Origin of the sequence: Chitinophaga ginsengisoli (genome assembly GCF_003014595.1) — a bacterium.
GTDB classification, from domain to species: domain Bacteria; phylum Bacteroidota; class Bacteroidia; order Chitinophagales; family Chitinophagaceae; genus Chitinophaga; species Chitinophaga ginsengisoli.
Genome location: NZ_PYGK01000007.1, coordinates 127,268 through 149,296, shown reverse-complemented (window position 1 = coordinate 149,296; position 22,029 = coordinate 127,268). Strand labels below are relative to the sequence as shown.

The window sequence follows — 22,029 nt, the reverse complement described above, 5'->3', positions numbered from 1 at the left end:
AGCGGTTCGTCACCTCCCCGCTCTCCTACAGATCTGTACAAGCCAATGCACACCGGTTTTGCTAATCAATATATGGCTGATGCAGTTATCTAATTCTCCTTAGTTCCCTTTTGCAATGAAACCAGGCACGCCTGTATTCACCACCTGATTGAACCGTTGTCTGGTCTGAATGCGATTGATCTCCTCAAATGCATCTTCCGGCAGCGGAGAGATATCAAAATTCTCTTTCGCACGGGCGGTAGTCTTTGGGGTGGTAAGCACAGCTGTGCCACGCTGAATCGCCCAGGCTAACAGTACCTGCGCAGGTGTCTTTCCTACCCGTGCAGCAATATCCAGCACAACCGGATCTTCAAGTGGTCCGGGCTTTATGCCGTGGCCTAAGGGCGCAAAGGCTAAAAAGACGATGTTCTTCTCTTTACAAAACTCCAGTAGCTCCGTTTCCGGCAGATAGGGATGCGCTTCAACCTGGATTACAGCTGGCTTGATGCAGGCGGCTTCATACAAGGGCGCCAGGTCTTTCAGGGTAATATCAGATAATCCGATGGCGCGACATTTCCCACCATCCACAAGGTCTTCCATCGCTCTCCACGTGTCGAGTAAAGTTATCTCACGGTCGTAAATGACGTTCCCGTTCTGGTCCCTCGGATCTTGCTCCTCTCCCGGTTGAAACGCATAGGGTGTGTGAATAAGGTAGAGGTCCAGATAATCGAGTCCAAGTCTTTTCAGACTCGCCTCAAATGCAGGTTCGACGCGGTCAGGCCGATGATTGGTGTTCCATAACTTTGTGGTGACAAAGATATCCTTGCGGTCAATATTTCCTGCCGCCAATCCAGCTTGCAACGCCATACCTACTTCCCTTTCATTCCTGTACCGTTCCGCACAATCGAAGTGCCGGAATCCTGCTTCCAGCGCATCTCTGGTAGCGCTTATTGTCAGAGCCGCATCAGGTATCAGTGTACCAAATCCCAATAAGGGCATATGGAGACTGTCGTTTGTCGTCTTCGTGTTCATAACATTATTTATTTTGTCCCCTCCTTTTGCTGACCAATCAGTTGATATAGCGCTGGGGCCTGAATTGCTGAGTTGTCCTGTTACTAGATATAGTCCCAATTCCCGGAGCAAAGTACGGTAGAAATTCGCGGGCACAGCGTGACCTACATCACATTTTTCATATGATTCTAGCTACCTGTTTCTTTCCAGGCAAATTGTTTCTTAGTTATTACAATGACTGCCCTAATGGCAACGTGAAGAAGGTGATCAGCAATATCAAGTGTCGGACGTTTCGGATAAGATCATTTTTAATCAATATCCAACCTCCGGGCATTTAAGCGATCAGTTAAAATAAACAGGGAATAAGGGTTGGCAGCTGCTACTGCACGTGAGAATTAACCGGAGCATAAACAGGAGAATAACCAGGGTAGCTACTGCTGCTTACACTGATACTACCGGAAATAGAAAATGTTCTTTCGTTATTCATATACATTACACCTATTCTGGCGGCAGGGTTAACACCAAAATTGTTCGTCCGCATTAAACCATAGTTCTTGCCGATCGCAGGTTGATAAAACGTACTATTGTTTTGAAAAAGATAAGGTGTGGCCGATACACCGCCGAACGCAATAACATTATTGGTAAGCTGCCGGTTGACCTGCAATTCCATAGGCGCCGACAGGAAATTGGTACTTCCCCCCTTATAGGCAATAAAACCGGTGGAAATACCGGCGTACCTTGTGACAAACCATTTCTTCCGAAGGTAATTAGTATCGGTTGCCTGACCAGGGTTTCTGAACACAGGCTGCATGCCGCTCTGAGCCCCGGAAAACAGAGGGGACTGAGCCTTTGTAGCCATAGCCGACATTACAATTGCGATAAAAATGATGACACGTATCATAGTATGAAGATAACCATCCTTTTTGTTAATATTGCTAAGAAAATCATAATATTTCTTCCGGAAGCCGGTGACCTACAAACTCCCAAATAGCCAGAATATTAAAATACCACTTATGGACAGTTCCAACACACAAGATCAGCGTATCGCAAAAATGACCTTTGCCTTGGTCTATCCGATGTATCTCGCAAAAGTGGAGAAGAAAGGCAGAACAAAAGAAGAATTAGACCAGGTAATAACCTGGCTGACTGGCTTTGACAACAAAAAGCTACAGGAACTGATAAAAGAAATGGTCACTTTTGAAACATTCTTCCAGGAGGCTTCACTACACCCCAATGCACATCTCATTACCGGGGTGATCTGCGGGTATCGCGTAGAGGAAATCGCAAATCCTTTGACCCAGCGGGTACGATACCTGGATAAGTTAGTGGATGAGTTGGCAAAGGGACGGAAAATGGATAAGATTTTGCGCGGATAATCTGTAAAATACCAGCAATACAACAAAATAAATCTCATATGCTGAGAGGGCGCATCCACTCTTGATAAATTGGGTATATTTAGCACAGTACAGTGAATACCAAAGTACGGAAACTATCATGAATCAGTCCTGATGCGAACCCTTTTTTAACTATCAATCTTAACCCTCAAAGTATGAAAAATCTATTAAGTGTATTTCCGCGACAACTGTTGTCCGTAGCCATTATGACAACGTTAATGCTAGGCTGTAAAACAGATGAAGATAACCTGATAAACAAGACACCAGCCAAGGCCCTGGCTGCCGCTCCTCAGATATCACTGACATCAGTTATTTCTTCCGGTTTAAATGCACCTATGCAATTTGTGAACGCCGGCGACGGTAGTAAACGCATTTTTATTCCGCAGAAAGCTGGTACCATCAGAGTGTATGATTCTGCATTTAATTTTATTGCTGTATTCGGCACCGTATCAAACCTGAGCACCAGCGGAGAAAGAGGGCTGCTCAGTATGGTCTTTCACCCAAATTATGCAACGAATGGGTTTGTATACGTCTATTATACCAATACAGCCGGCAACCTTGAACTGGCCAGGTATCATGTAAATAGCGGTACGCCGAACACCATGGATGCTGCATCAAAAGTGATCGTGTTAACCATTCCGCATCCCACTAATGCAAACCATAACGGCGGAGAATTGCACTTCGGTACGGATGGCTACCTGTATCTATCCACCGGTGACGGTGGCGGAGCAGGCGACGTTCCCAATAATGCGCAGAACACAGCTGTGTTGCTGGGTAAAATATTACGTCTCAACGTCAATACTTCTGCCACTGCGCCCTACTATACTATTCCTCCGGGCAACCCTTTTTCAAATGCAGTATATGCATACGGACTACGTAACCCTTACCGCTGGAGTTTTGACAAAGCGACGCAGGATATGTGGATAGGCGATGTAGGACAGGACTCCTGGGAGGAAATTAATTTCCGTGCAGCCGCTGTTACCGCAGGCACCAATTACGGCTGGCGCTGTTATGAAGGTAATGCTGTCTATAATTCCTCCGGATGTAATGGAACAAATTATACCTTCCCGGTGCATGCTTATGCTACACAAAATCCTGCAGCAAGTATCACAGGAGGAGTCGTTTACAGGGGCACCGCCTACCCTGCCCTGCAGGGCTGTTACCTGAGTGCCGATTTCTATTCCGGCATCTTTTATAAGATTGTCCCCAATGGTTCCAGCGGATGGACTGTTACTACGCAAACACTTTCTCCGACAGGCATCGTGGATTTCGGAGAAACTGAAAGCGGAGAAGTATATGTTGTATCCAATACCGGGAACAGCGTATACCGTGTTACGGCGAACTAAATATTGCATTTGATACATCAGGACTGTATTCAAAAAGGGCTGGCCATAGGGTCAGCCTTTTCTGCAAACGTCAGACGGTACCATTTTACCTGAAAAAGGGATATCTTGAGCAGGCAAAATCTTCATGAACAGGAGGACATCCTACAAGTTGAAGCAACTGGTATCATCAAAAGAGATATCACCTACTCCAGCGATGTATTGAACACGACTTCCCGCATACAGAATATGCGCAGGGAATTCAATCAGGAGGTGATCGTCTCTGGCGATCTGGCGGCATCTTTACGCCTGGCTGGCAACTTCGTTACACAAACTTTAGGCTCGATCAAACTGAAAGGCAAACAAAAAGAGATGCTGCTGATTGCATTGAAATCAGGTATCACTGAGTAGTTTATTATTGACCACTAATATATCTATGAAACAGTATTTATTATGCTGCTCTTATCTGTTATTTATACAGGTAAGACGTACGCACAACAGCCCCCAAACGGATCTTATGTTTACCAGGTCGCCTTTGCTGAATGGCAGAGAAAATCCAGGACACCCATTTTTCTACACCAACATTCCCCAGGTATTAATGGCTGATCACTATTTTACCGAAATACTTTCCTTCCTGCAGATATTCAAAAGCGGTAGCAGCTTCTTCGAAGGAAAATACCTTGTCGATAACAGGACGTAATTGATTTGCTTCAATCGCCTTATTCATAGTAATGAACTGCGCGCAACTACCCACAGCCACTACACGAACAGATGCACAACTCTGGAAGAGCATATTGATATTGATGGTTTGCGCACCCGCCTCCAGACGACCCACAAAGTTGATCTGTCCTTCGATGGCGATGGACTGAATAGATTGCTCCAGCGTACCACCTGTCACCTCCACTATCTGATCTACGCCGTAGCCATTCGTTAATTCCCGGACAGCGCGATGCCAGTCGGGTGTTATACGATAGTTGATCACTTCATCTGCACCCATTGCTTTTAAACGTTGTGCTTTTTCTTCAGAGGATGTAGTGGCAATAACTCGCGCGCCCATCATTTTCGCAAACTGGATAGCAAAAAGTGATACACCGCCTGAGCCCAGTGTTAATACTGTCTGACCTGTCTGCAGCGCCTTACCTCCTGTTAATGCATTCCAGGCAGTAAGGGCAGCACAGGGCAAAGTGGCTGCTTCTTCGTACGAAAGATGTGCAGGCATATGTACGATCGCATCTTCACTTACGAGCGCATATTCTGTTAATAGTCCATCCAGCGAACCGCCTATCTGCGCTGCATGTTCCAGGGCGAAAGGACCATCGATCCAATGCGGGAACATCTGCACCATTACACGGTCGCCCGGCTTGGTACGTGTAACATCTTCGCCAATAGCCACCACCTCACCGGCGCCATCAGATACCGGCACCACATCCGGCTTCACGGGCAAAGGATAATTGCCTCTGAGAATCATCAGGTCGCGGTAACTAAGCGAGTTGGCATGTATGCGTACCAATACCTCTTTCCGTCCCGGCTGGGGTATTGCGTGTTCTTTCACAGTAAGTGATGCAAGGCCTCCGCCATACTGCACATGATAACTTTTCATGCCGGCTGATTGCTTGTCCCTGGATGACGCAGTAGACTGTTTTTGCATTGTCTCCATAAAAAATATTTAGGCAACAAATCTAGGTCAGTCAGTATATTTGAGTCAAGTATGCACCTTTTAGTAGCCTAGGTACCAACTGTATACTATTGTTGATATTCAGCACCAAAATATTTTGTAAATGACAAAAATAAACGTGACGCCTCAGCCAAAATGCCCGGTCGATTATGCTTTTCAACGTATCGGTGGCAAATACAAGGGCCGCATTTTATGGTGTTTGAGAAATGATGTGAAGCGTTACGGACAGCTACGCCGTCTCATATCGGGTATTACACCCAAGATGCTCACACAGGTATTGCGTGAGCTGGAAGAGGATGCGCTGATCACACGAAAAGTATACCTGGAAGTACCCCCACGTGTTGAATACGCCCTCACCCAAAATGGCAACAAGCTTATCCCCTCCATTGAGATGATCAGCCTCTGGGGCCAGGCGCAGATGCAGGAGCACGGAATACCAGGCATGGAGCCGGCAGAGGAGGAAGAAGGCGTCATAAACGATATCGATGAATGATCTTTAATTGCAGTTACAGGATCGGATGCTGATACACTGACTTTTTATGTACCTTTAGGCCTATGCTTACTGTTAGCGACTTATATATTTATCCTGTGAAGTCATTAGGCGGCTTTTCCCTGCCATCGGCTACACTAACCGATCGTGGTTTTACATACGATAGAAGATGGATGCTGATAGATGACAACAATCGTTTTCTCTCTCAACGGGAAATACCTGCCATGGCATTGTTACAGGCCACTATCCAGGACGAAAATCTGCTCATCACCAATAAGAAAACAACAGATCTTATCGTGATCGCTTTTGAACCGCAGACATCAGAAACTATGATGGTATCTGTGTGGGATGACAACTGTATAGCGCAGCGCGTCAGCGATGAAGCGGATGCCTGGTTTAGTCGCCAGCTGGAGATGTCCTGCAGGCTGGTATATATGCCTGACGGCACACAAAGAAAAGTCGATCAGAAATATGCCCACAATGACGAAATTACCAGTCTTTCTGATGGATATCCATTGCTGATCATTGGGCAGTCATCTCTTGATGATCTGAATAGCAGACTGGCTTCACCTTTACCCATGAATCGATTCAGACCGAATATTGTTTTTACAGGAGGACTTCCTTTCCAGGAAGACGACATGCAACAATTCAGTATCGGAGATATACAATTCTTCGGTGTAAAGCCCTGCGCCCGCTGCGTCATTACTACCATCGATCAGGAAAGTGGTGTAAAGGCAAAAGAGCCGTTGAAAACGCTCAGTACCTATCGTGCGAAAAATCAGAAGATATACTTTGGTCAGAATCTGTTGTTTCAGGGAAGTGGCACTATCCACGTTGGCGACAAGATTACCCTGCCATAGTTTTTACCGGTCATGGCCACTTATTTTCAGAGGGAGTATCTGCTGACAAAATCCATCGTTTAACGTAACTTTAAAGTAGCATTAACAACTGCTTCCCAAATGACAGACTTCCGCTTCATGCCGGTCACTCCGCATCCGCTGCTGAGCCCATATATCGCAAAGATATGGGTATTCGAAAGCAGCGGCCGCCTTCCGGCACAGGAAAAGAAGTTGATTGTTCCTAATACAAATCTCAAATTAACACTGACCTATCGCAACGGCATTTCCGCTCATGTGGGGAACAAGCCTTTCCTGCAGCGTGAAAATGAACTGACGCTGACCGGCCTGATCGACACACCAGTCACCCTGGATCCCTATGAGGATGCACAGACCGGAACCATCATCATTGAATTCAATCCGCTCGGCGCCTACCGTTTCTTTCATTTACAGTATACGGAAGTCAAAAACGAAATCGCAGACCTGGCAGATCTGAGCAGTAACCTCACACGCGCACTTCGCACGCAATTAGCTGACGCGGAAGATGTCTCCCTGAAATTGCAGCTACTGCAAAACTTCCTCCTCAAACAACTCGAAAGATCTACAGCTGATGCTATTTATGACCATTGTATCCAACGTATTACAGTAACCCAGGGGCTGATCACCGTGGCACAACTTGAAAAGGAAACCGGTTATAGCAGCCGCTGGCTTCACCGGAAATTCTCAGCGCATCTGGGTACCGGCGCTAAGAACCTCGCAGAAATTGTCCGTTTCAAACATTTCTACCAGGCCTATTCGGCTGATGCCTCCCCCGAACATTTAAAACAACACCTCTACCACTATTATTACGACCAGTCCCACTTCCTCAGGGCCTTTAAGCGCTTTACCGGCACCACTCCCACTGAACTACAAAACAGCATGAACGAACTCAGTACCAGGAATTTCCGGAGCTAGTTCCGATTCGTACAATACTTCCCACTGCCATCATCCGACCTTTGCTTAAAAAAGCAATACCATGGAAAACAATCACTTCAACAGCAGCATTGCGGCAAAGATCAGCGCAGGTGAGGCCACAAAAAAAATCAGCAATTTACCAGGGTGGTGGGGAGTTACCTTTAGCGGAAACTCCGAAAAACAAGATGATAAGTTTGTAATCAGGATGGGGGAAGATGCCTTCTTCAACTTTACAGTAACAGAACTGATCCCCGGCAAAAGGGTGGTCTGGTTAGTTACAGATTGTTATATGCCCTGGTATTCCGATAAAAAGGAATGGGCCAATACGAAATTGGTTTTTGATCTCAGGGAGAGTGATGGCATTACAGAACTGAATTTCAAACATGAAGGTCTTACGCCGGATGTTGAATGTTACAAGGACTGTGAAAAAGGCTGGACGCACTGGATCCAGACAAGTCTGTTCTCTTATTTCACCACCGGTAAAGGCGATTTTGATAAGTCACGTAAAGCAGGCAACTGACATATAACCGGCCAGGCAGGAGAAAAAATCAAATCTAAACTTTAGCTTTGCCATATAAAGATTTCCCTTATATGGCTTTACGTATCAATCCCTTTTCCAGGGCCAATGACGACACCGGTTTTGGCAGCAACTCCAACAGTTATGTGGGTCGCTTTATAAACCGGGATGGCACCTTTAACCTGCGCAAGGAAGGCATACCGGTATGGGAACGTGTGAGTATTTATCATACCTTGCTCAACCTGCCTGGCTGGAAATTTTTCCTTGCCATCATCGTCTTTTTCGTATCTGTTAACCTGATGTATACGTTGATCTACCTGGCACTTGGTGCACATCAGTTCCAGGGCATCGTAGGTACATCGGAGTGGCAGGTGTTCAAAGAGATCTATTTCTTCAGCACAGAGACATTTACCACGGTAGGTTATGGGCGTGTGAACCCCATCGGGGATGGCGCCAACCTGGTAGCCTCTGTAGAAGCACTGAACGGTTTCCTCTATCTCGCAGTTTTCACGGGTTTGATCTATGGACGTTTTTCCAAGCCCAAAGCCTTCCTGAAATTCAGTGACATAGCCGTAATAGCTCCTTACAAGGAGAAAATGGGCCTGATGTTCCGCTTTGCCTCCTACAAAAACATGCATACCCTCACTGATGTGACTGTCCAGGCTAACATCGCCTTACTGGTGCAAGAGGATGGTAAGACAGCATACCGGTTCTTCGAGCTGGCCCTGGAACGCAGTCGTATCCAGAACCTGCCTATGAACTGGACCGTAGTACATGCCATTGATGCAGACAGTCCCCTGCTGGGCCTTAACGAAGAGGATATAAAAACAGCCGATGTTGAGATCTATGTAACGGTGCGGGGATTTGACGATGTATTCTCCAATTCTGTACTAAAACGGACCTCTTATACCTGGGAAGAAATACAGTTCAACCGGCGCTTTGTACCAATGTACCGGGAAACAGGTAATACGACGATATTGGAGCTCCAGAAGCTGAATATGACTGTATCGGGAGATGTGAAGAAAGAAGCGGAGCGCCTGGGATGAATCTTCGATGTAATAAGGTACAAAACCCGTACAAACAAGGTTTCACCTAGGTTCATCTTACGTTCATCCTACGTTCTGGAACCTGGGATGAACGTAAGATGAACATAGATGAAACCTTGTTAAGACGGTATCAAAGCGGTATCAAGACGGCAAACCACACCTCAACTACTCTCCAGTCCACAATATACATTCGAGAAATTCTTCTTCTCCAGGTCACTCTTATGAATCACAAAGTAAATCTCCCCCGCGTCCCAGAACTGAAAACCGGTTTTATGATCCGAACTTACCCTCAACAGTACCATCCATTCCTCCGGTTTACCTCTTTTCGCATTTACAGCCTCCATTTCGGGCGTATCATGCTGTTTGAATACATAAGCGTTCATGCTATGTACCGGATCAACAGAACGGCTCTTTAAGCCCTTTTTCAAGTGTTCCGTTTCCTCATACATATCTTCCATATCTGCCAGTTCGGGATAAAGGCTACGGGTATCGTACATAACAGGCATGTCGGGGTACTTTCCGGTCTTCACCTGGAAGGGGGTGTATCAGCGTCAAGTATACTATTTTTCATACGGATATTCAATAAAAAGAAGCGGCAATCAGCCATTCATTCCACACTTGTCATCGTCAACAACTAAGCCAGCTATGAAATCAGGTATATTGTTATAAATTTGCCCGAAATAAATGAAATGGAAGATTTTGTAATTGTAGTGAATCGTATCGAAGAATTACAGTTAACCCAGGACCGCCAGGAATTGGAGCTGATATTTGAAAAAGCAAAACGAACGATAGTCGGAGGCATGGACGTCATACTGATGAGAGAAAGTAGTAACGGCAGCCGGGAGAAATTTCAGACTTTTTCCAATGAACATGATTTTGAGGAATACAGGAAGCAGGTTTTCCGGTTTCTCTGAAATGATCTATAAATTTAACCACTACCGGGCCGGAGAATTGTCTGGCCCGTTTCTTTTCTCCGGCATATATTATCCTGCCTATTTTGACTACTTTTAGGTCATGCAAAGCCTCGGACCATTTCTTCAGCACTTTAAACAAAACAAGCAACTACCTATCCGCCTTGTATCACCGACGTTTGGCCATCTTTCTCCCGAAACGCTCGGTATCACCGGTCTTGCCCACCGCACACCTCATTACTTTTTCCTCTTTATGATAGAAGGTCTCACCAGCCATGGCGTTGATCTTGAAAGATTCGACGTAAAGAACAACGAGCTACTCTTTATTCTTCCCCACCAGATCCACCATCTTCCGGCTACCAAACAGGGAACTAATTATTATAAACTGGGGTTTGATGAAGAGTGTTTGTCGCTGCTGCCAAGGCAATATCCCTTTCTCATAAACCCATTCAACAATCAGAAAATCGCGTTCACCCCATCTGACGCGGCAAGACTGCAATCCATCTTTGGAATGCTACTGGGATTATTGAGAAAAATGGATACCAATCCGGAACTCATCCTTGCTCATCTCAATACCCTGTTGACTGAAATTAATGCCGCGTATTTTTCTGCTGATAAATACCTGGCAGACGACAACTTATCCAAATACATCCGGTTTAAACTGATCGTAGAGAATCATCTGACCGACCATCCCACTATTATAGAGATTGCTGAAAAGCTTGCCATCAATACCAATAGCCTGTATAATATTGTAAAACACTATTCCGGATTATCTCCCAAAGAATTTATCACTAACCGCCTCATACTTGAAGCGAAACGCAAGCTCTACTATTCCAAAAGCTCCATTAAGGAACTAGCTTACGATCTCGGCTTTAATGATCCTGAATACTTTTCCCGTTTGTTCAAAAAAGTAACAGGCAAAACGATCACTACCTTCGTTCAGGATTTGTCAGGGAATTAATATGTTTTGTCCGGCTCCTGTTCTTGATGTCTCCTGAACTTTGTTCATGAAATAAAAAACGAATCATGAACAGACAATTAGGAATAAACGGACCGCTGGTATCGGCGATAGGTTTAGGGTGTATGGGGATGTCAGGCGCCTATGGACAATCCGATGATAACACCTCCATCGCCACCATTGAGAGAGCGCTTGAACTGGGACATAACTTTTTAGATACGGCTGACTATTACCTCTCTGGGCATAATGAAGCACTGATCTCACAGGCCATAAAAGGTAAACGGGACAAAGCATTCCTTTCTGTAAAGACAGGCCAGCTGTTTGCCCCGGGGCCTAACGGATCAAGAATGATCGGGCCGGTAAATGGCCATCCTGATTATATCCGCAATGCGGTGCTCTTTAGCCTTCAACGCCTTAAAACAGACTATATAGATCTTTATACACTTGCGCGGATAGATCCGAATGTACCAATCGAAGATAGTATAGGCGCACTCGCCGATCTTGTTCAGAAAGGCGTCGTTCGTTACATCGGCCTTTCCGAGGCAGCTGCAGACACTATCCGGAAAGCCGCTGCTGTTCATACCATTACAGCGTTGCAAATAGAGTACTCCCTCTGGACCCGGGACATTGAAGCGGAAGTACTTCCAACGATCCGTGCACTCGGAATAGGACTGGTTGCATACTCGCCTCTCAGCCGGGGCTTTCTTAGTGGAGAGATCAGAACCCCTGAAGACCTGCAGGGAAGCAGGGCACACTTACCACGTTTCCAGGGAGAAAACTTTCAAAAGAATCTCACACTGGTAGAAAAGATCAGTATGCTGGCCGCGGAAAAAGGCTGTACACCTTCTCAGTTAGCCATTGCATGGGTACTGGCCCAGGGTAAGGATATTATTACTATTCCCGGTACTAAACGAATAAAGTACCTGGAAGAAAATATAGCAGCGGAAAATGTACATCTTTCAGCAGAAGATCTACAACGCATTAACGCGGATATACCCATAGGAAGTGTATCGGGTACACGCTATCCTGAAATGTTTATGAGTGCCTTAAATAAATAATTAACCATCCTCAATGCTTTTTTAAAGCCGGAGAAAGCTATCTCCGGCTTTTTCTTTGATAGAATAACAACATTAAATCCAATGAATTACCTACCTTTGACGCAACCAACTTTTTGCTTTTTGTGTTTAAAAGACAGAGGAGAATGCTTTCCTCTACGCCAACGAAATATGACTACAATACGGTAAAAAGATTGTTCATGTAGCAGGCAATGCCGTTGTTCTTCTCCTGTATGCGTTCAATACCCCATTTCCCGTTTACACCAATTGCTGGTTCATTTATTCTATTGTACAGACTGATACTATTGCATGGCACTATTCCACGACCTCCTTGTGGCGATTGGTTACAGCTTGATATACCGTTTTATCACATTTAAAAGCCAACAAAATGTCAAAACGATCTACCTTAAAGAAGAACATTCTTTTAACAAAGGAATTTGCACTCGTCTGTGCCCTCTTTATGCTTGTTGCAGGATGCAAGAAGAATCCACATGACTTCATCCTGGATAATTACCAGCAAACCAACCTTGTTGCTGATGTTACTGGTTATGGCGCTGCACAGATTGACCCCAACCTTGTGAACGCCTGGGGTATCGCAGCAGCACCCAGTGGTCCTATCTGGCTGTCGTCGAATGAGCCGGGATTAAGTACAATTTATGATAAAACAGGCGCTACGCTACGCCCTCCTGTAACTATTCCGGGTCCGGGAAATACGGGCAAAGGAGCGCCTACAGGTGTTGTATTTAATGGCACGACCGATTTTGCTATCATGTGGGGAAAAACCGTAACTGCCAGCCGGTTCATCTTTGCAACCGAAGATGGGACACTTGCTGCCTGGGGGCCCGGCACCGGCAACGTGGCTGTAATTGCAGCCGACAGATCGCCGTGGAATGCATTGTATAAAGGGCTAACAATGGCAAATGATGGCGGCAATAATTTCATCTATGCAGCTAATTTCAGAGGCGGAACAATAGATGTTTTTGATAAGAACTTTCAGTACGTTACAACCAAACCATTCCATGATCCTGCTATCCCTCCCGGTTTTGCACCTTTCAATATCCGGCTGATAGGTGATAAGCTATTTGTTACTTATGCTAAACAGAAACTACCGGAAAAAAAAGATGATGATGCTGGTCCAGGTAATGGATATGTAGACATTTATCGCACCGATGGTGTACTTGTAAAACGTTTTGCATCCAAAGGAGCGCTTAACTCCCCCTGGGGAATGGTGGAATCTGGTAGTCCTTTCTGCAACCTTAATCATGCTATCTTAATCGGCAATTTTGGTGATGGCCGCATCAACATGTATGATGACAACGGAAAGTTTGTAGGACCATTAAGCAGCTGGGGCAAACCTATTACTATTGAAGGTTTATGGGCACTGGAAAATAATGTTCCCAAGGCCGATCCTAAACAGCTATTTTTTACGGCAGGTCCCGCTGACGAATCACATGGCCTGTTTGGTTACCTGATGAAATCCCATTAATAACGTATATACTAATACCATTCTGCAACAGTGGCCAAACGTTATAGCCTGGAATAGCAGCATATTCCAGGCTACTCTTCCGCCCCTTTTTAATATAGTTACATCACATATTCAGCAGAGAATCCGGGAATCTGTCGACCTTGTTGCATAAATTATGCAAAATCGCTACTATTCTTCCAGCTCAATATTGAATACTTCCCTAAGAGTTTTAACACCTATGACAGCATGGGCGACTATTACAGGGAGACGCGCGATTCCGCAAAGGCAGTCGCTTACTGGAAGAGATCGCTCGCTATTAAATTCGTGTCGCACATACAGGAAAAAGTCGACCACCTTACAACGGCTACTAGATAATTATCATATAATAAAACGAGGTGCTATTAAATAAAAGCCCTAAATTAGGGTAGACCCGTAATACGTAACTGATGCCATAGCCTGTATATGACCTGTAATAGAAACCCACAAACTCCTTATAATTCATCAATTTCCAACAAGGGATAGCTGAAAACCTTCAGAAAAGAGTAGGCATTTTTTTACCTCCTAAATGACCGTTTATGAAAAAGAAAAACAAGAAAAAACTGAACATCAGTAAAATGAAGATCGCAAGACTGAGTGAAACAGCAGAAAAGAAAATGCAGGCTGCGACCATTCCCCCTAACACATTCTGGTGTACTACAACAGGGTTGTAATACCACCAATATATTCACATTAGCCCAATAAGCCAGCAGTGATCATGCTGGCTTATTGATTTGTATGCTGTCTGTGTTTCTGTTTATCATCACCACCCTGTCGAACCTTTCAGGACGCAGATAATAAACGCTAAGTCCGGCGCTTTCATATTACACGAAAACAACATAACACAGTATATTCACATGCGTTGTAACCTGCAGGTATGCACTCCAAAGTCCTAAAGCCCTGAAATCGGTGGTATCACCGAGGCCCCTATAACATTCGCTTAACAACCGGATCAGATTTTTTGCTTAAATTTCCGGCGCCAACTCTTAGATATGTCCTCAATTATCAAAACAACCCGGGGCGTTGTTTTCACCTATGTCGTACTTTTTACCATGCTTTTACTAAGCGTTACTGTTCATGCGCAGGTAAAAGCGGATTTTAACCCAAGCAAAGCAAGCGATTGTGAAAGTCTGATCACCAAATTCAATGATAATTCTACTGGTAACCCTGTTTCCTGGCAGTGGAACTTCGGTAATGGTTTTACCTCTACACAACGAAGTCCGAGCGCTTCCTATACGTCGCCTGGCACTTATACCGTAACGCTGACTGTGAAGGATGCTGCCGGCAACACAAGTACCGCACAAAAGACTGTGACCGTATGGGAAAAGCCTAAACCGGATTTTACCGCCAGTCCTGCGAAAGGTTGTATACCCTTTGACGTTACCTTCACAGATAAATCGGACCCGGTAAACGGCACCATCTCTACCTATAGCTGGGATTTTGGTGATGGCGCTGTTAGTTCCAGCAATCCGGCTGTACATACTTATAATAATGTTTCGTCGCCCACCGTTACCCTTACCGTCACCAATAGTAACGGTTGTACGGCATCAAAACAGATCAACAATATTGTGGAGGCTGCAGCCTCACTGGTTGCCGGCTTTAACGTGTCGAGCAACTTCCTGTGCACCACTTCCAGCCCACTGACCGTTACCAATACATCTACGGGTCCTGGTAACCTTACCTATCAATGGGATTTCGGCGATGGCGGCAGCGCTTCAGGTGCGAGCCCTGGTCCGCATACTTATACGACCAAAGGCGCCTACAAGATAAAGCTCACTGTTACCAGTGACAAAGGGTGTACTGCTACTCAAACATCCGGAGATATCAATGTGGCCAACCAGAATGTTGATTTACAGGTACCCACAAGTGTCTGCGAGAACGGTGGAGCCGCTCTTACAGCCATCACCAGTCCGCAGCCAAGCAACATTACCTGGAGCGTTGATAAAGGTGAGGTCTATGGCTATGATAACATTGCTTCTTATTATCCGGCAGGCACCGGTACTATAACAGTGACCATGACGGCAGACTATGGTGCTTGTCAGAAATCGGTGACCAAGAACTTTGTAGTCAATCCGGCACCACAGGCCGAATTTGACTTCGATCAGAAAATCATTTGTGATGTACCCGCCACGGTGAAAATGATCGATAAATCGTCGGGCGCCACCAGCTGGAAGTGGGATTTTGGCTCCGGACAAACGTCCACCCTGCCAAATCCATCCTTCACCTACAATCAGCTGGGGTATTATGGCGTAACGCTCACTGTTAGCAATAATTTTGGCTGTAGCAGCGACGTTCAACATTTCCTGGACGTAGTAAAAACAGACATCTATGCGTATGCAAGTGTTACTGAGGGCTGCGAAGGATTGACACCGACCTTTACCAGCTCCATCAGCAATGGCGACGCTATTGCCACCTATGAATGGGATTTCGGTGATGGCAGCACCAAATCGACAGAAGCTACACCTTCACATACCTATAATAAGGAAGGCACCTACCCGGTAAAGCTGACCTATACGACTACCAATGGTTGTAAAGGAACGGTAAACATCTATCCTGGTGGTGTTATACAGGTACGTAAAAAACCGATACCTGATTTTTCATCACCTGAGGCGCCCCAGATTTGTGGCAATAACTGGGTAAATTTCAACAGCACCACAAATGTGGGTACTTCCTGGTCATGGAGTTTCGGAGATGGCACCTACAGTTCCGGACAGAATACGGTGCATAGCTATAGAGATCCTGGTACCTATACAGTAACGCTGATCGTTTCAAACTATGGTTGTGCCGAAACAGTTACCAAAAAGGCGTATATCACAGCTGTAAACCCTTTCCCACGTTTTAGCAGGCAGCCTATTGACTGTGATCACCGGACGGAGATGATCTTTGATGACCGCTCTATTGGCACTATTACCAGCTGGAAATGGAACTGGGGAGATGGGAAGGAGAATACGTATACCACACAAACAACTCCTGTTAAGCACAAATATGCCCAGACAGGTACGTACATGGCAAAACTGACTGTTTCAGACGGCACCTGTACCAGTACTGACTCCCTGAACATTAATGTGTATGCGCCGACGCCCATTACCATTACGACCGACAAAACAACGCTGTGCGGCAACGAAGCGCTCACGTCCACAATAACGTCCATAGATGCGCCTATATATAACACGTTATATGGGTGGTTCTCTTCAGACGGCACTCCTTTCAATTGGAATACCGATTATAAGAGCGCTACCTTTATCAACCTGCAACCCGGCAGGGACACCATCCAATACGCAGCATATAACCTGCAGGGATGCCCCGATAGCAGCAATAAGGTTGTGGTGAACGTACATGGGCCGGTAGCTAAGTTTCAATCACCGGATGTACTCGAATGCCGGGGTACACCGCTAACCTTCACTGACCAGACAGACGTTTCCAAAGGGAAGCCTATAAAGAGCTGGTCATGGGATTTCGGCGATGGCACCGCTGCGCAGGTATTTACGGCTCCACCTTTCAAACATACTTACAGCAAGTCTGGCTATTACTATCCAAAGCTGAAGGTGACAGACCAGGATGGCTGTACCAGTACAGCTAACGGTAACTACCTACAGGTGAACGGTCCCAATGCAGATTTTGTACCCAGTGCTACGCTGGTACCACCAGGCACTGGTGTATCGTTCTATAACTACACCTCCGAAACAGGCGGCGCTGCTACTTACTTCTGGGACTTCGGCGATAACACTTCCTCCACGGAGTCCAGTCCGTATAAGGTCTATCCCGATAAAGGCATATATAACATAAAACTGCTGGTAAAGGATGACAACGGCTGTTCGGACAGCACCGAGAAAAAGATCAAGGTATCGAGTGTTGGTGCGGCCTTTACATACACTACCGCGTTTGTGAATAACAGTGGTTGTCCGCCGGTAATAGCCCGTTTCAACAATAAATCCATTAACTACGGCACTTCCTATTGGGATTTTGGCGATGGTAGCTTTTCCACCCTCGACAATCCCTCTCACACATATACCTATGCTGGCAAGTATAAAGTGAAACTGAAGGTGACAGGCGATGCCGATACAGAAGACGAGTATGAAGAGGAAGTAGTGGTAAAAGGACCTTTTGCTGCGATCCTGACTTCATCTGACGGCGGATGTCTCACCAAAGAGATTGAGTTCCAGGTAAAGGCAAACGCTGTTGTTAATTTTGCATGGGACTTTACAGATGGTAATGTGTTGGAAACAACGGATTCTACTATCAAGCATACCTTCAAAGAACCGGGTATTTACAAACCGCGCCTCATCCTCTCAGACCAGGCAGGTTGTAAGGGTACTGCTTTCCTCCAGGATCCTATCGTCATAGATAAACTGGAGGTAGCGCTGACGCCTGAGCCGGCCTTTGTGTGTGATGAAGGCTGGATCACCTTTACACCTAAATTCAACAGTTACTCCATTGACGAGCTGAAAAAAGAAGCGAAATACAAATGGACATATGAATCCGGCTTAACGGCGGAGAATGATACCACTGCTACTCCCCGTTTCTACCTGGATAAAACAAAGGAATATAATTTCACCCTTACTACCACCACCGCTTATGGCTGTACAGAAACGGTAAGCAAAACAGTACATGCCTACCCGAAACCGGTATTAGCTATCAGTGGCCCACCACAAGCCTGTCAGGATGCGCCTGTAAGCTTCAGTGGAACGGTGAGTAAGGTGAATGACGTCGCCTGGAAATGGGATTTTGGCAATGGCACAACCGGCAATGTACAGCAGGCTCCCGATCAGACGTACAGTAAAACTGGTCCCGCGGAAGTGGTGCTTACCGTTGTCAGCACCGATGGCTGTAGCGATACGGCACGGCACGATATTACTGTACTGCCTAAGCCTGTGATCAATGCTACAGCGGGGGCTGACTTTATATGTCTGGGCAAGAGCACTACGCTGAGTGCCGGTGGGGGAACTACTTATCAATGGTCGCCTGCCTTGGGCCTGAGCAATCCGCAGGCACCAGATCCCGTCGCTGCCCCTGATGTAAGCACTACCTACCAGGTGACTGTGACCGACGATAACAACTGTACCAATACCGATGATGTGAGCATCCGTGTGGCACTGCCATTCAGGATACAGGCTACACCCGATACGATACTATGTCTCGGACAGGTACTGCCGCTATGGGCATCCGGTGCAGATCGTTATGTATGGAAAGGAGAAGGACTCGATAATGTTAACAATCCCTACCCACACGCTACTATCAAAGCGACAGGCGACTATACCTACGAGGTGACCGGTTACGACGCTGACAACTGCTTTACACATGATACATCGCTGATGGTAAGTGTACACCCAGCACCTACTATCGACGCAGGGCCTGACCGTATCTCAATGGCGGGCGACCCGGTAACACTCCGCGGACAGGGCAGCCCCGATATTATCAACTGGAACTGGTCACCATCAGAATACCTGAGTTGTCCTACCTGCCCCGCACCAGTAGCTTTACCTAATCTATCCACCACCTATACCGTAGAAGTAGAAAACGGCTATGGCTGTAAGGCTACGGATGAAGTGTTCGTTAAGATAACCTGCGACAAAGGCGCTGTGTTCATGCCTAATGCTATTACACCTAATAAGGATGGAAAGAATGACTGGTTCTATCCCAAAGGACGCGGCGTAAAAGAAGTGAAGTGGATGCGCATTTATGACAGATGGGGCAGCCTGGTGTTCGAAAGAACACATTTCCAGATCAATAACTCCGCAGCAGGTTGGGATGGCACCTGGAAGAATGAAATAGCGCCTATCGGAACTTATGCTTATGCCATGGAGACGGTGTGTGAAGATGGGACTACGTTTTTGTTCAGGGGTGTGGTGACGATAGTGAGGTAAATGTTTTTGATTATACAAGTGCTTTTTACATTTTACCTCCCATCCTCATCAGCGATGGATATATTCTCAAATACACTTCCAATGCCATAGGATTCTTACCATATAAAGCATTAAGGGACTCCGGCGCATGATAAATACTCCATTGTGCACCAGCAGCTACCCTCGTATGCAACAGTCTGAAGAGATCATAGTTAGCACCCAATGTAAGTGCATGAATATTGAACCTATCGTGGGCTTCAAACATCGGTTCCAGTACCAGCTCTTCTCCGGACTTTTCGGTGAATTCATATCTCGTATACACCGCTAAACGATTTCTCCGCCAGGCACCTTCCGCCATAAAGGCATTCTCGCCTTTGTGTTCCTTTTCTTTATTCATTCCCCAGAGTACTGTTGCGTTGATCCGGTTTTCATTCCCCATATCAATACTGTATATAGCGGAAGCGGTGGTCTTATGAACATTCTCTTCAGGATGCAACTCCTCAGGACTTTTCAGATAACCATGAGACACCTGTAAGGCCCAGTTATCTGATGGATTAAAGGAAAGTCTTCCGCTCCATGAATTAAACTTTGGCTTGTCGAAACCGTACCGTTCTTCATTTGGTTCCCTGCCAGTGAAGGAAGAACCTTCCAGTTTAAACTTGTCCAGCCGGACACCTACCGTTACGACGCCAAAAGTAATATGAGTAGCATCCACCCAATGGTGTGAGATAGGTGAATTAGGGTTATCGAGCGCTGAAGGGCGGTGCATAAACGTAACTGGCCCCAGGGCAGGTTCACCCGGGTAAGCGACATAAATAAATGCGTCTATTTTCCTGGAGAATGCATGAGAATAGCTTACAGATAATTCATCAAAAAGATCGTGCGGATGCTGGCGGTCAATCAGGGGTCGTCCCTTATAACTTTCCCCTGTCTGAAATAACAGCGGATAACCTCTTCCTCCTTCTATAATTGGATCAAGAGAAAGCATGGTACTAAAATGAAAAAGGCCTTTCTGACCTATTTTCCGCTGTCCCATCAACATGAACCAGGAGGGTGCATCAAACTTTGAATCACCTCTTGATCCTTTATCAGTAAAGTCCTGGTCATTGTACCGGATGAAGATGCTGCCATGCACCATATACATCCACTTTTTAGCATGTATCATATATCCATACATGGGCGATGCATCAGGTAGCCATCCGGTACCAGAACCGTTTCTGTTCATCGGTAAGTTTAGTGAGAAAGCATGGCTCATGGGAACATCCATCTGCATATTCATGCCAGCCCCATGTTGCATGTGATGCATATCGCCGTCCATATTCATCTGCGACCCGGGCTTTGTTGTGTCTTTCTTCGCCGGCATGTGGTGTTCATGTTGGGAAAAGGCGGGCTGCCACAGATAACACATGACGAGTAGCATGAATATCTTTTGCATACTGAGCTATTTAGGATGATTTTCTATGTTCCCGTACTCACACCTGTCTTTCGCACATGCAGTAGTTCCATAAATATTATGCCATAGCTGGTTGCCACTCCTTATGCATGCGGTGCTGAGCGTCAGGGTAACTTCGCCACCAGGCGTTCCGGCATCCACTTCAGTGCGGTATAGATGATCTTCCATTTAAATCCCGGTACTATTACGAACCCGTTGCCTGCTTCTACCACTGCCTTTGCGATAAAGTCCGGCTCCAGCATCAGAGATTCCGGCAGGTCCAGTCCGGCAGTCATCTTACTACGGATGTAACCGGCTACGATCACATTCACCGTGATCCGTCTACCGAACAGGTACTGCCTCAAACCGGCCAGGTATTGTGTGAAGGCTGACTTCGTGCTTCCATAGATAAAATTGCTTTTCCTACCCCGTACGCCGGAAAGGGACGATAGTCCTACAATTCGCTCGAGACGTGCATTCTCCCTGTCCATGGCAATGATATTCAGAATGGATACAGCGCCGGCATAGTGTACCTGCATCATCCGGAAACTACCCGGAAAGTCCAGCAGGGCCTCTTCATTATTTCTGAGATAACCGGCGGCGTACACTACAATATGGGGTTTCTGTGGCAGCTGCTCATAAAAACCTGCATGACTGTCGAAATCTGCTGCATCAAAATAAAGCACCGTTACCCGGTCTTTAAACGATGGATGCTGGTCAACAAGCGCATAAAGCGCATCGGTGCTCCGCGAGGCAGCTATCACCTGATGACCTTTGGCTGCATACCGCAGTATAGCAGCCTTTGCCACATCCGAATTAGCACCAAGCAGGAGAACAGTTTTTCTTTGCATGGACTAAATATAGGAACTCTTCATTGATTCGCCGGTGGAATGTTGCCTCATGGCGCAGATGGGAGATGTAACAGTTATATTCATCATATTATATCCGCAGTCAATATGCAGTAATAGCCCCATTACTAATTGGTTAACAGTTCATTAACCAATTGAGCAAAAACTATAAGATAACTTTGTTAACGGAAGATAAGGGAGAGCCTAATGCCAGGCCCCCCCGATCGTGCCTTTGACTATTGCAGCCAAATCCCCAT

At 46.0% G+C, this 22,029-nt stretch carries 20 protein-coding genes; 14 read left to right on the top strand and 6 right to left on the bottom strand.

What is annotated here, in order from left to right; all coding sequences use genetic code 11:
- Positions 1-99 precede the first annotated feature (99 nt).
- Both CLV42_RS18360 and CLV42_RS18355 read right to left on the bottom strand, forming a co-directional pair.
- A complete protein-coding gene (locus tag CLV42_RS18360) occupies positions 100-1,011 on the bottom strand; it encodes an aldo/keto reductase (protein ID WP_106603384.1) in 912 nt (303 codons plus the stop codon).
- Positions 1,012-1,369: 358 nt separating this feature from the next.
- Positions 1,370-1,891: a hypothetical protein gene (locus CLV42_RS18355; protein WP_106603383.1), complete on the bottom strand. Its 522-nt coding sequence runs from the start codon at positions 1,889-1,891 to the stop codon at positions 1,370-1,372.
- Positions 1,892-2,003: 112 nt separating this feature from the next.
- Here CLV42_RS18355 and CLV42_RS18350 point away from each other — a divergent pair, with 112 nt between their 5' ends.
- From CLV42_RS18350 to CLV42_RS18340, 3 genes are all read left to right on the top strand, one after another.
- On the top strand, positions 2,004-2,366 hold the full coding sequence (locus CLV42_RS18350; RefSeq protein ID WP_106603382.1) for a DUF2200 domain-containing protein: 363 nt from the start codon (positions 2,004-2,006) through the stop codon (positions 2,364-2,366).
- A 173-nt stretch (positions 2,367-2,539) separates the two neighbouring features.
- Positions 2,540-3,730, top strand: coding sequence for a PQQ-dependent sugar dehydrogenase (locus tag CLV42_RS18345; RefSeq protein WP_106603381.1), 1,191 nt, complete (start codon positions 2,540-2,542; stop codon positions 3,728-3,730).
- 105 nt (positions 3,731-3,835) lie between these two features.
- A complete protein-coding gene (locus tag CLV42_RS18340; RefSeq protein ID WP_106603380.1) occupies positions 3,836-4,117 on the top strand; it encodes a hypothetical protein in 282 nt (93 codons plus the stop codon).
- Positions 4,118-4,301: 184 nt separating this feature from the next.
- Here the strand turns inward: CLV42_RS18340 and CLV42_RS18335 are convergent, their stop codons facing one another.
- Positions 4,302-5,363, bottom strand: coding sequence for a zinc-dependent alcohol dehydrogenase family protein (locus tag CLV42_RS18335; protein WP_211303481.1), 1,062 nt, complete (start codon positions 5,361-5,363; stop codon positions 4,302-4,304).
- A 121-nt stretch (positions 5,364-5,484) separates the two neighbouring features.
- Between CLV42_RS18335 and CLV42_RS18330 the strand changes: the two genes are divergently transcribed.
- The 5 genes from CLV42_RS18330 to CLV42_RS18310 all read left to right on the top strand — a co-directional run bounded on the left by CLV42_RS18330 (position 5,485) and on the right by CLV42_RS18310 (position 9,224).
- Positions 5,485-5,874 carry a winged helix-turn-helix transcriptional regulator gene (locus tag CLV42_RS18330; protein ID WP_106603379.1) on the top strand — a complete coding sequence of 130 codons (390 nt, stop codon included), beginning with the start codon at positions 5,485-5,487 and terminating at the stop codon, positions 5,872-5,874.
- 62 nt (positions 5,875-5,936) lie between these two features.
- Positions 5,937-6,731, top strand: coding sequence for an MOSC domain-containing protein (locus CLV42_RS18325; RefSeq protein ID WP_106603378.1), 795 nt, complete (start codon positions 5,937-5,939; stop codon positions 6,729-6,731).
- Positions 6,732-6,830: 99 nt separating this feature from the next.
- Positions 6,831-7,661 carry a helix-turn-helix domain-containing protein gene (locus CLV42_RS18320; protein ID WP_106603377.1) on the top strand — a complete coding sequence of 277 codons (831 nt, stop codon included), beginning with the start codon at positions 6,831-6,833 and terminating at the stop codon, positions 7,659-7,661.
- Between the two features lie 61 nt (positions 7,662-7,722).
- Positions 7,723-8,181, top strand: a complete 459-nt coding sequence (locus CLV42_RS18315; RefSeq protein ID WP_106603376.1) for an SRPBCC family protein — start codon at positions 7,723-7,725, stop codon at positions 8,179-8,181.
- Positions 8,182-8,252: 71 nt separating this feature from the next.
- On the top strand, positions 8,253-9,224 hold the full coding sequence (locus CLV42_RS18310) for an ion channel (protein WP_106603546.1): 972 nt from the start codon (positions 8,253-8,255) through the stop codon (positions 9,222-9,224).
- Positions 9,225-9,385: 161 nt separating this feature from the next.
- On the opposite strand, the gene CLV42_RS18305 is transcribed toward CLV42_RS18310, so the two are convergent.
- A complete protein-coding gene (locus CLV42_RS18305; protein ID WP_245901683.1) occupies positions 9,386-9,754 on the bottom strand; it encodes a DUF1963 domain-containing protein in 369 nt (122 codons plus the stop codon).
- A 159-nt stretch (positions 9,755-9,913) separates the two neighbouring features.
- Between CLV42_RS18305 and CLV42_RS18300 the strand changes: the two genes are divergently transcribed.
- From CLV42_RS18300 to CLV42_RS18280, 6 genes are all read left to right on the top strand, one after another.
- Complete coding sequence (locus CLV42_RS18300) at positions 9,914-10,138, top strand: hypothetical protein (RefSeq protein ID WP_106603374.1); 225 nt, start codon at positions 9,914-9,916, stop codon at positions 10,136-10,138.
- 100 nt (positions 10,139-10,238) lie between these two features.
- Positions 10,239-11,096, top strand: coding sequence for a helix-turn-helix domain-containing protein (locus CLV42_RS18295; protein WP_106603373.1), 858 nt, complete (start codon positions 10,239-10,241; stop codon positions 11,094-11,096).
- Between the two features lie 65 nt (positions 11,097-11,161).
- Positions 11,162-12,151, top strand: a complete 990-nt coding sequence (locus CLV42_RS18290; protein ID WP_211303480.1) for an aldo/keto reductase — start codon at positions 11,162-11,164, stop codon at positions 12,149-12,151.
- A gap of 385 nt (positions 12,152-12,536) precedes the next feature.
- Complete coding sequence (locus CLV42_RS18285; RefSeq protein ID WP_106603371.1) at positions 12,537-13,634, top strand: TIGR03118 family protein; 1,098 nt, start codon at positions 12,537-12,539, stop codon at positions 13,632-13,634.
- Positions 13,635-14,188: 554 nt separating this feature from the next.
- The gene (locus CLV42_RS34445) at positions 14,189-14,323 is read left to right on the top strand and encodes a hypothetical protein (RefSeq protein ID WP_262487440.1); all 135 of its coding nucleotides are present in this window, start codon (positions 14,189-14,191) and stop codon (positions 14,321-14,323) included.
- Positions 14,324-14,641: 318 nt separating this feature from the next.
- Complete coding sequence (locus CLV42_RS18280; RefSeq protein ID WP_317048003.1) at positions 14,642-19,513, top strand: PKD domain-containing protein; 4,872 nt, start codon at positions 14,642-14,644, stop codon at positions 19,511-19,513.
- Positions 19,514-19,538: 25 nt separating this feature from the next.
- On the opposite strand, the gene CLV42_RS18275 is transcribed toward CLV42_RS18280, so the two are convergent.
- Positions 19,539-20,927, bottom strand: a complete 1,389-nt coding sequence (locus tag CLV42_RS18275; protein WP_106603370.1) for a hypothetical protein — start codon at positions 20,925-20,927, stop codon at positions 19,539-19,541.
- A 122-nt stretch (positions 20,928-21,049) separates the two neighbouring features.
- Positions 21,050-21,775, bottom strand: a complete 726-nt coding sequence (locus CLV42_RS18270; RefSeq protein WP_106603369.1) for an SDR family NAD(P)-dependent oxidoreductase — start codon at positions 21,773-21,775, stop codon at positions 21,050-21,052.
- Positions 21,776-22,029: the final 254 nt, after the last annotated feature.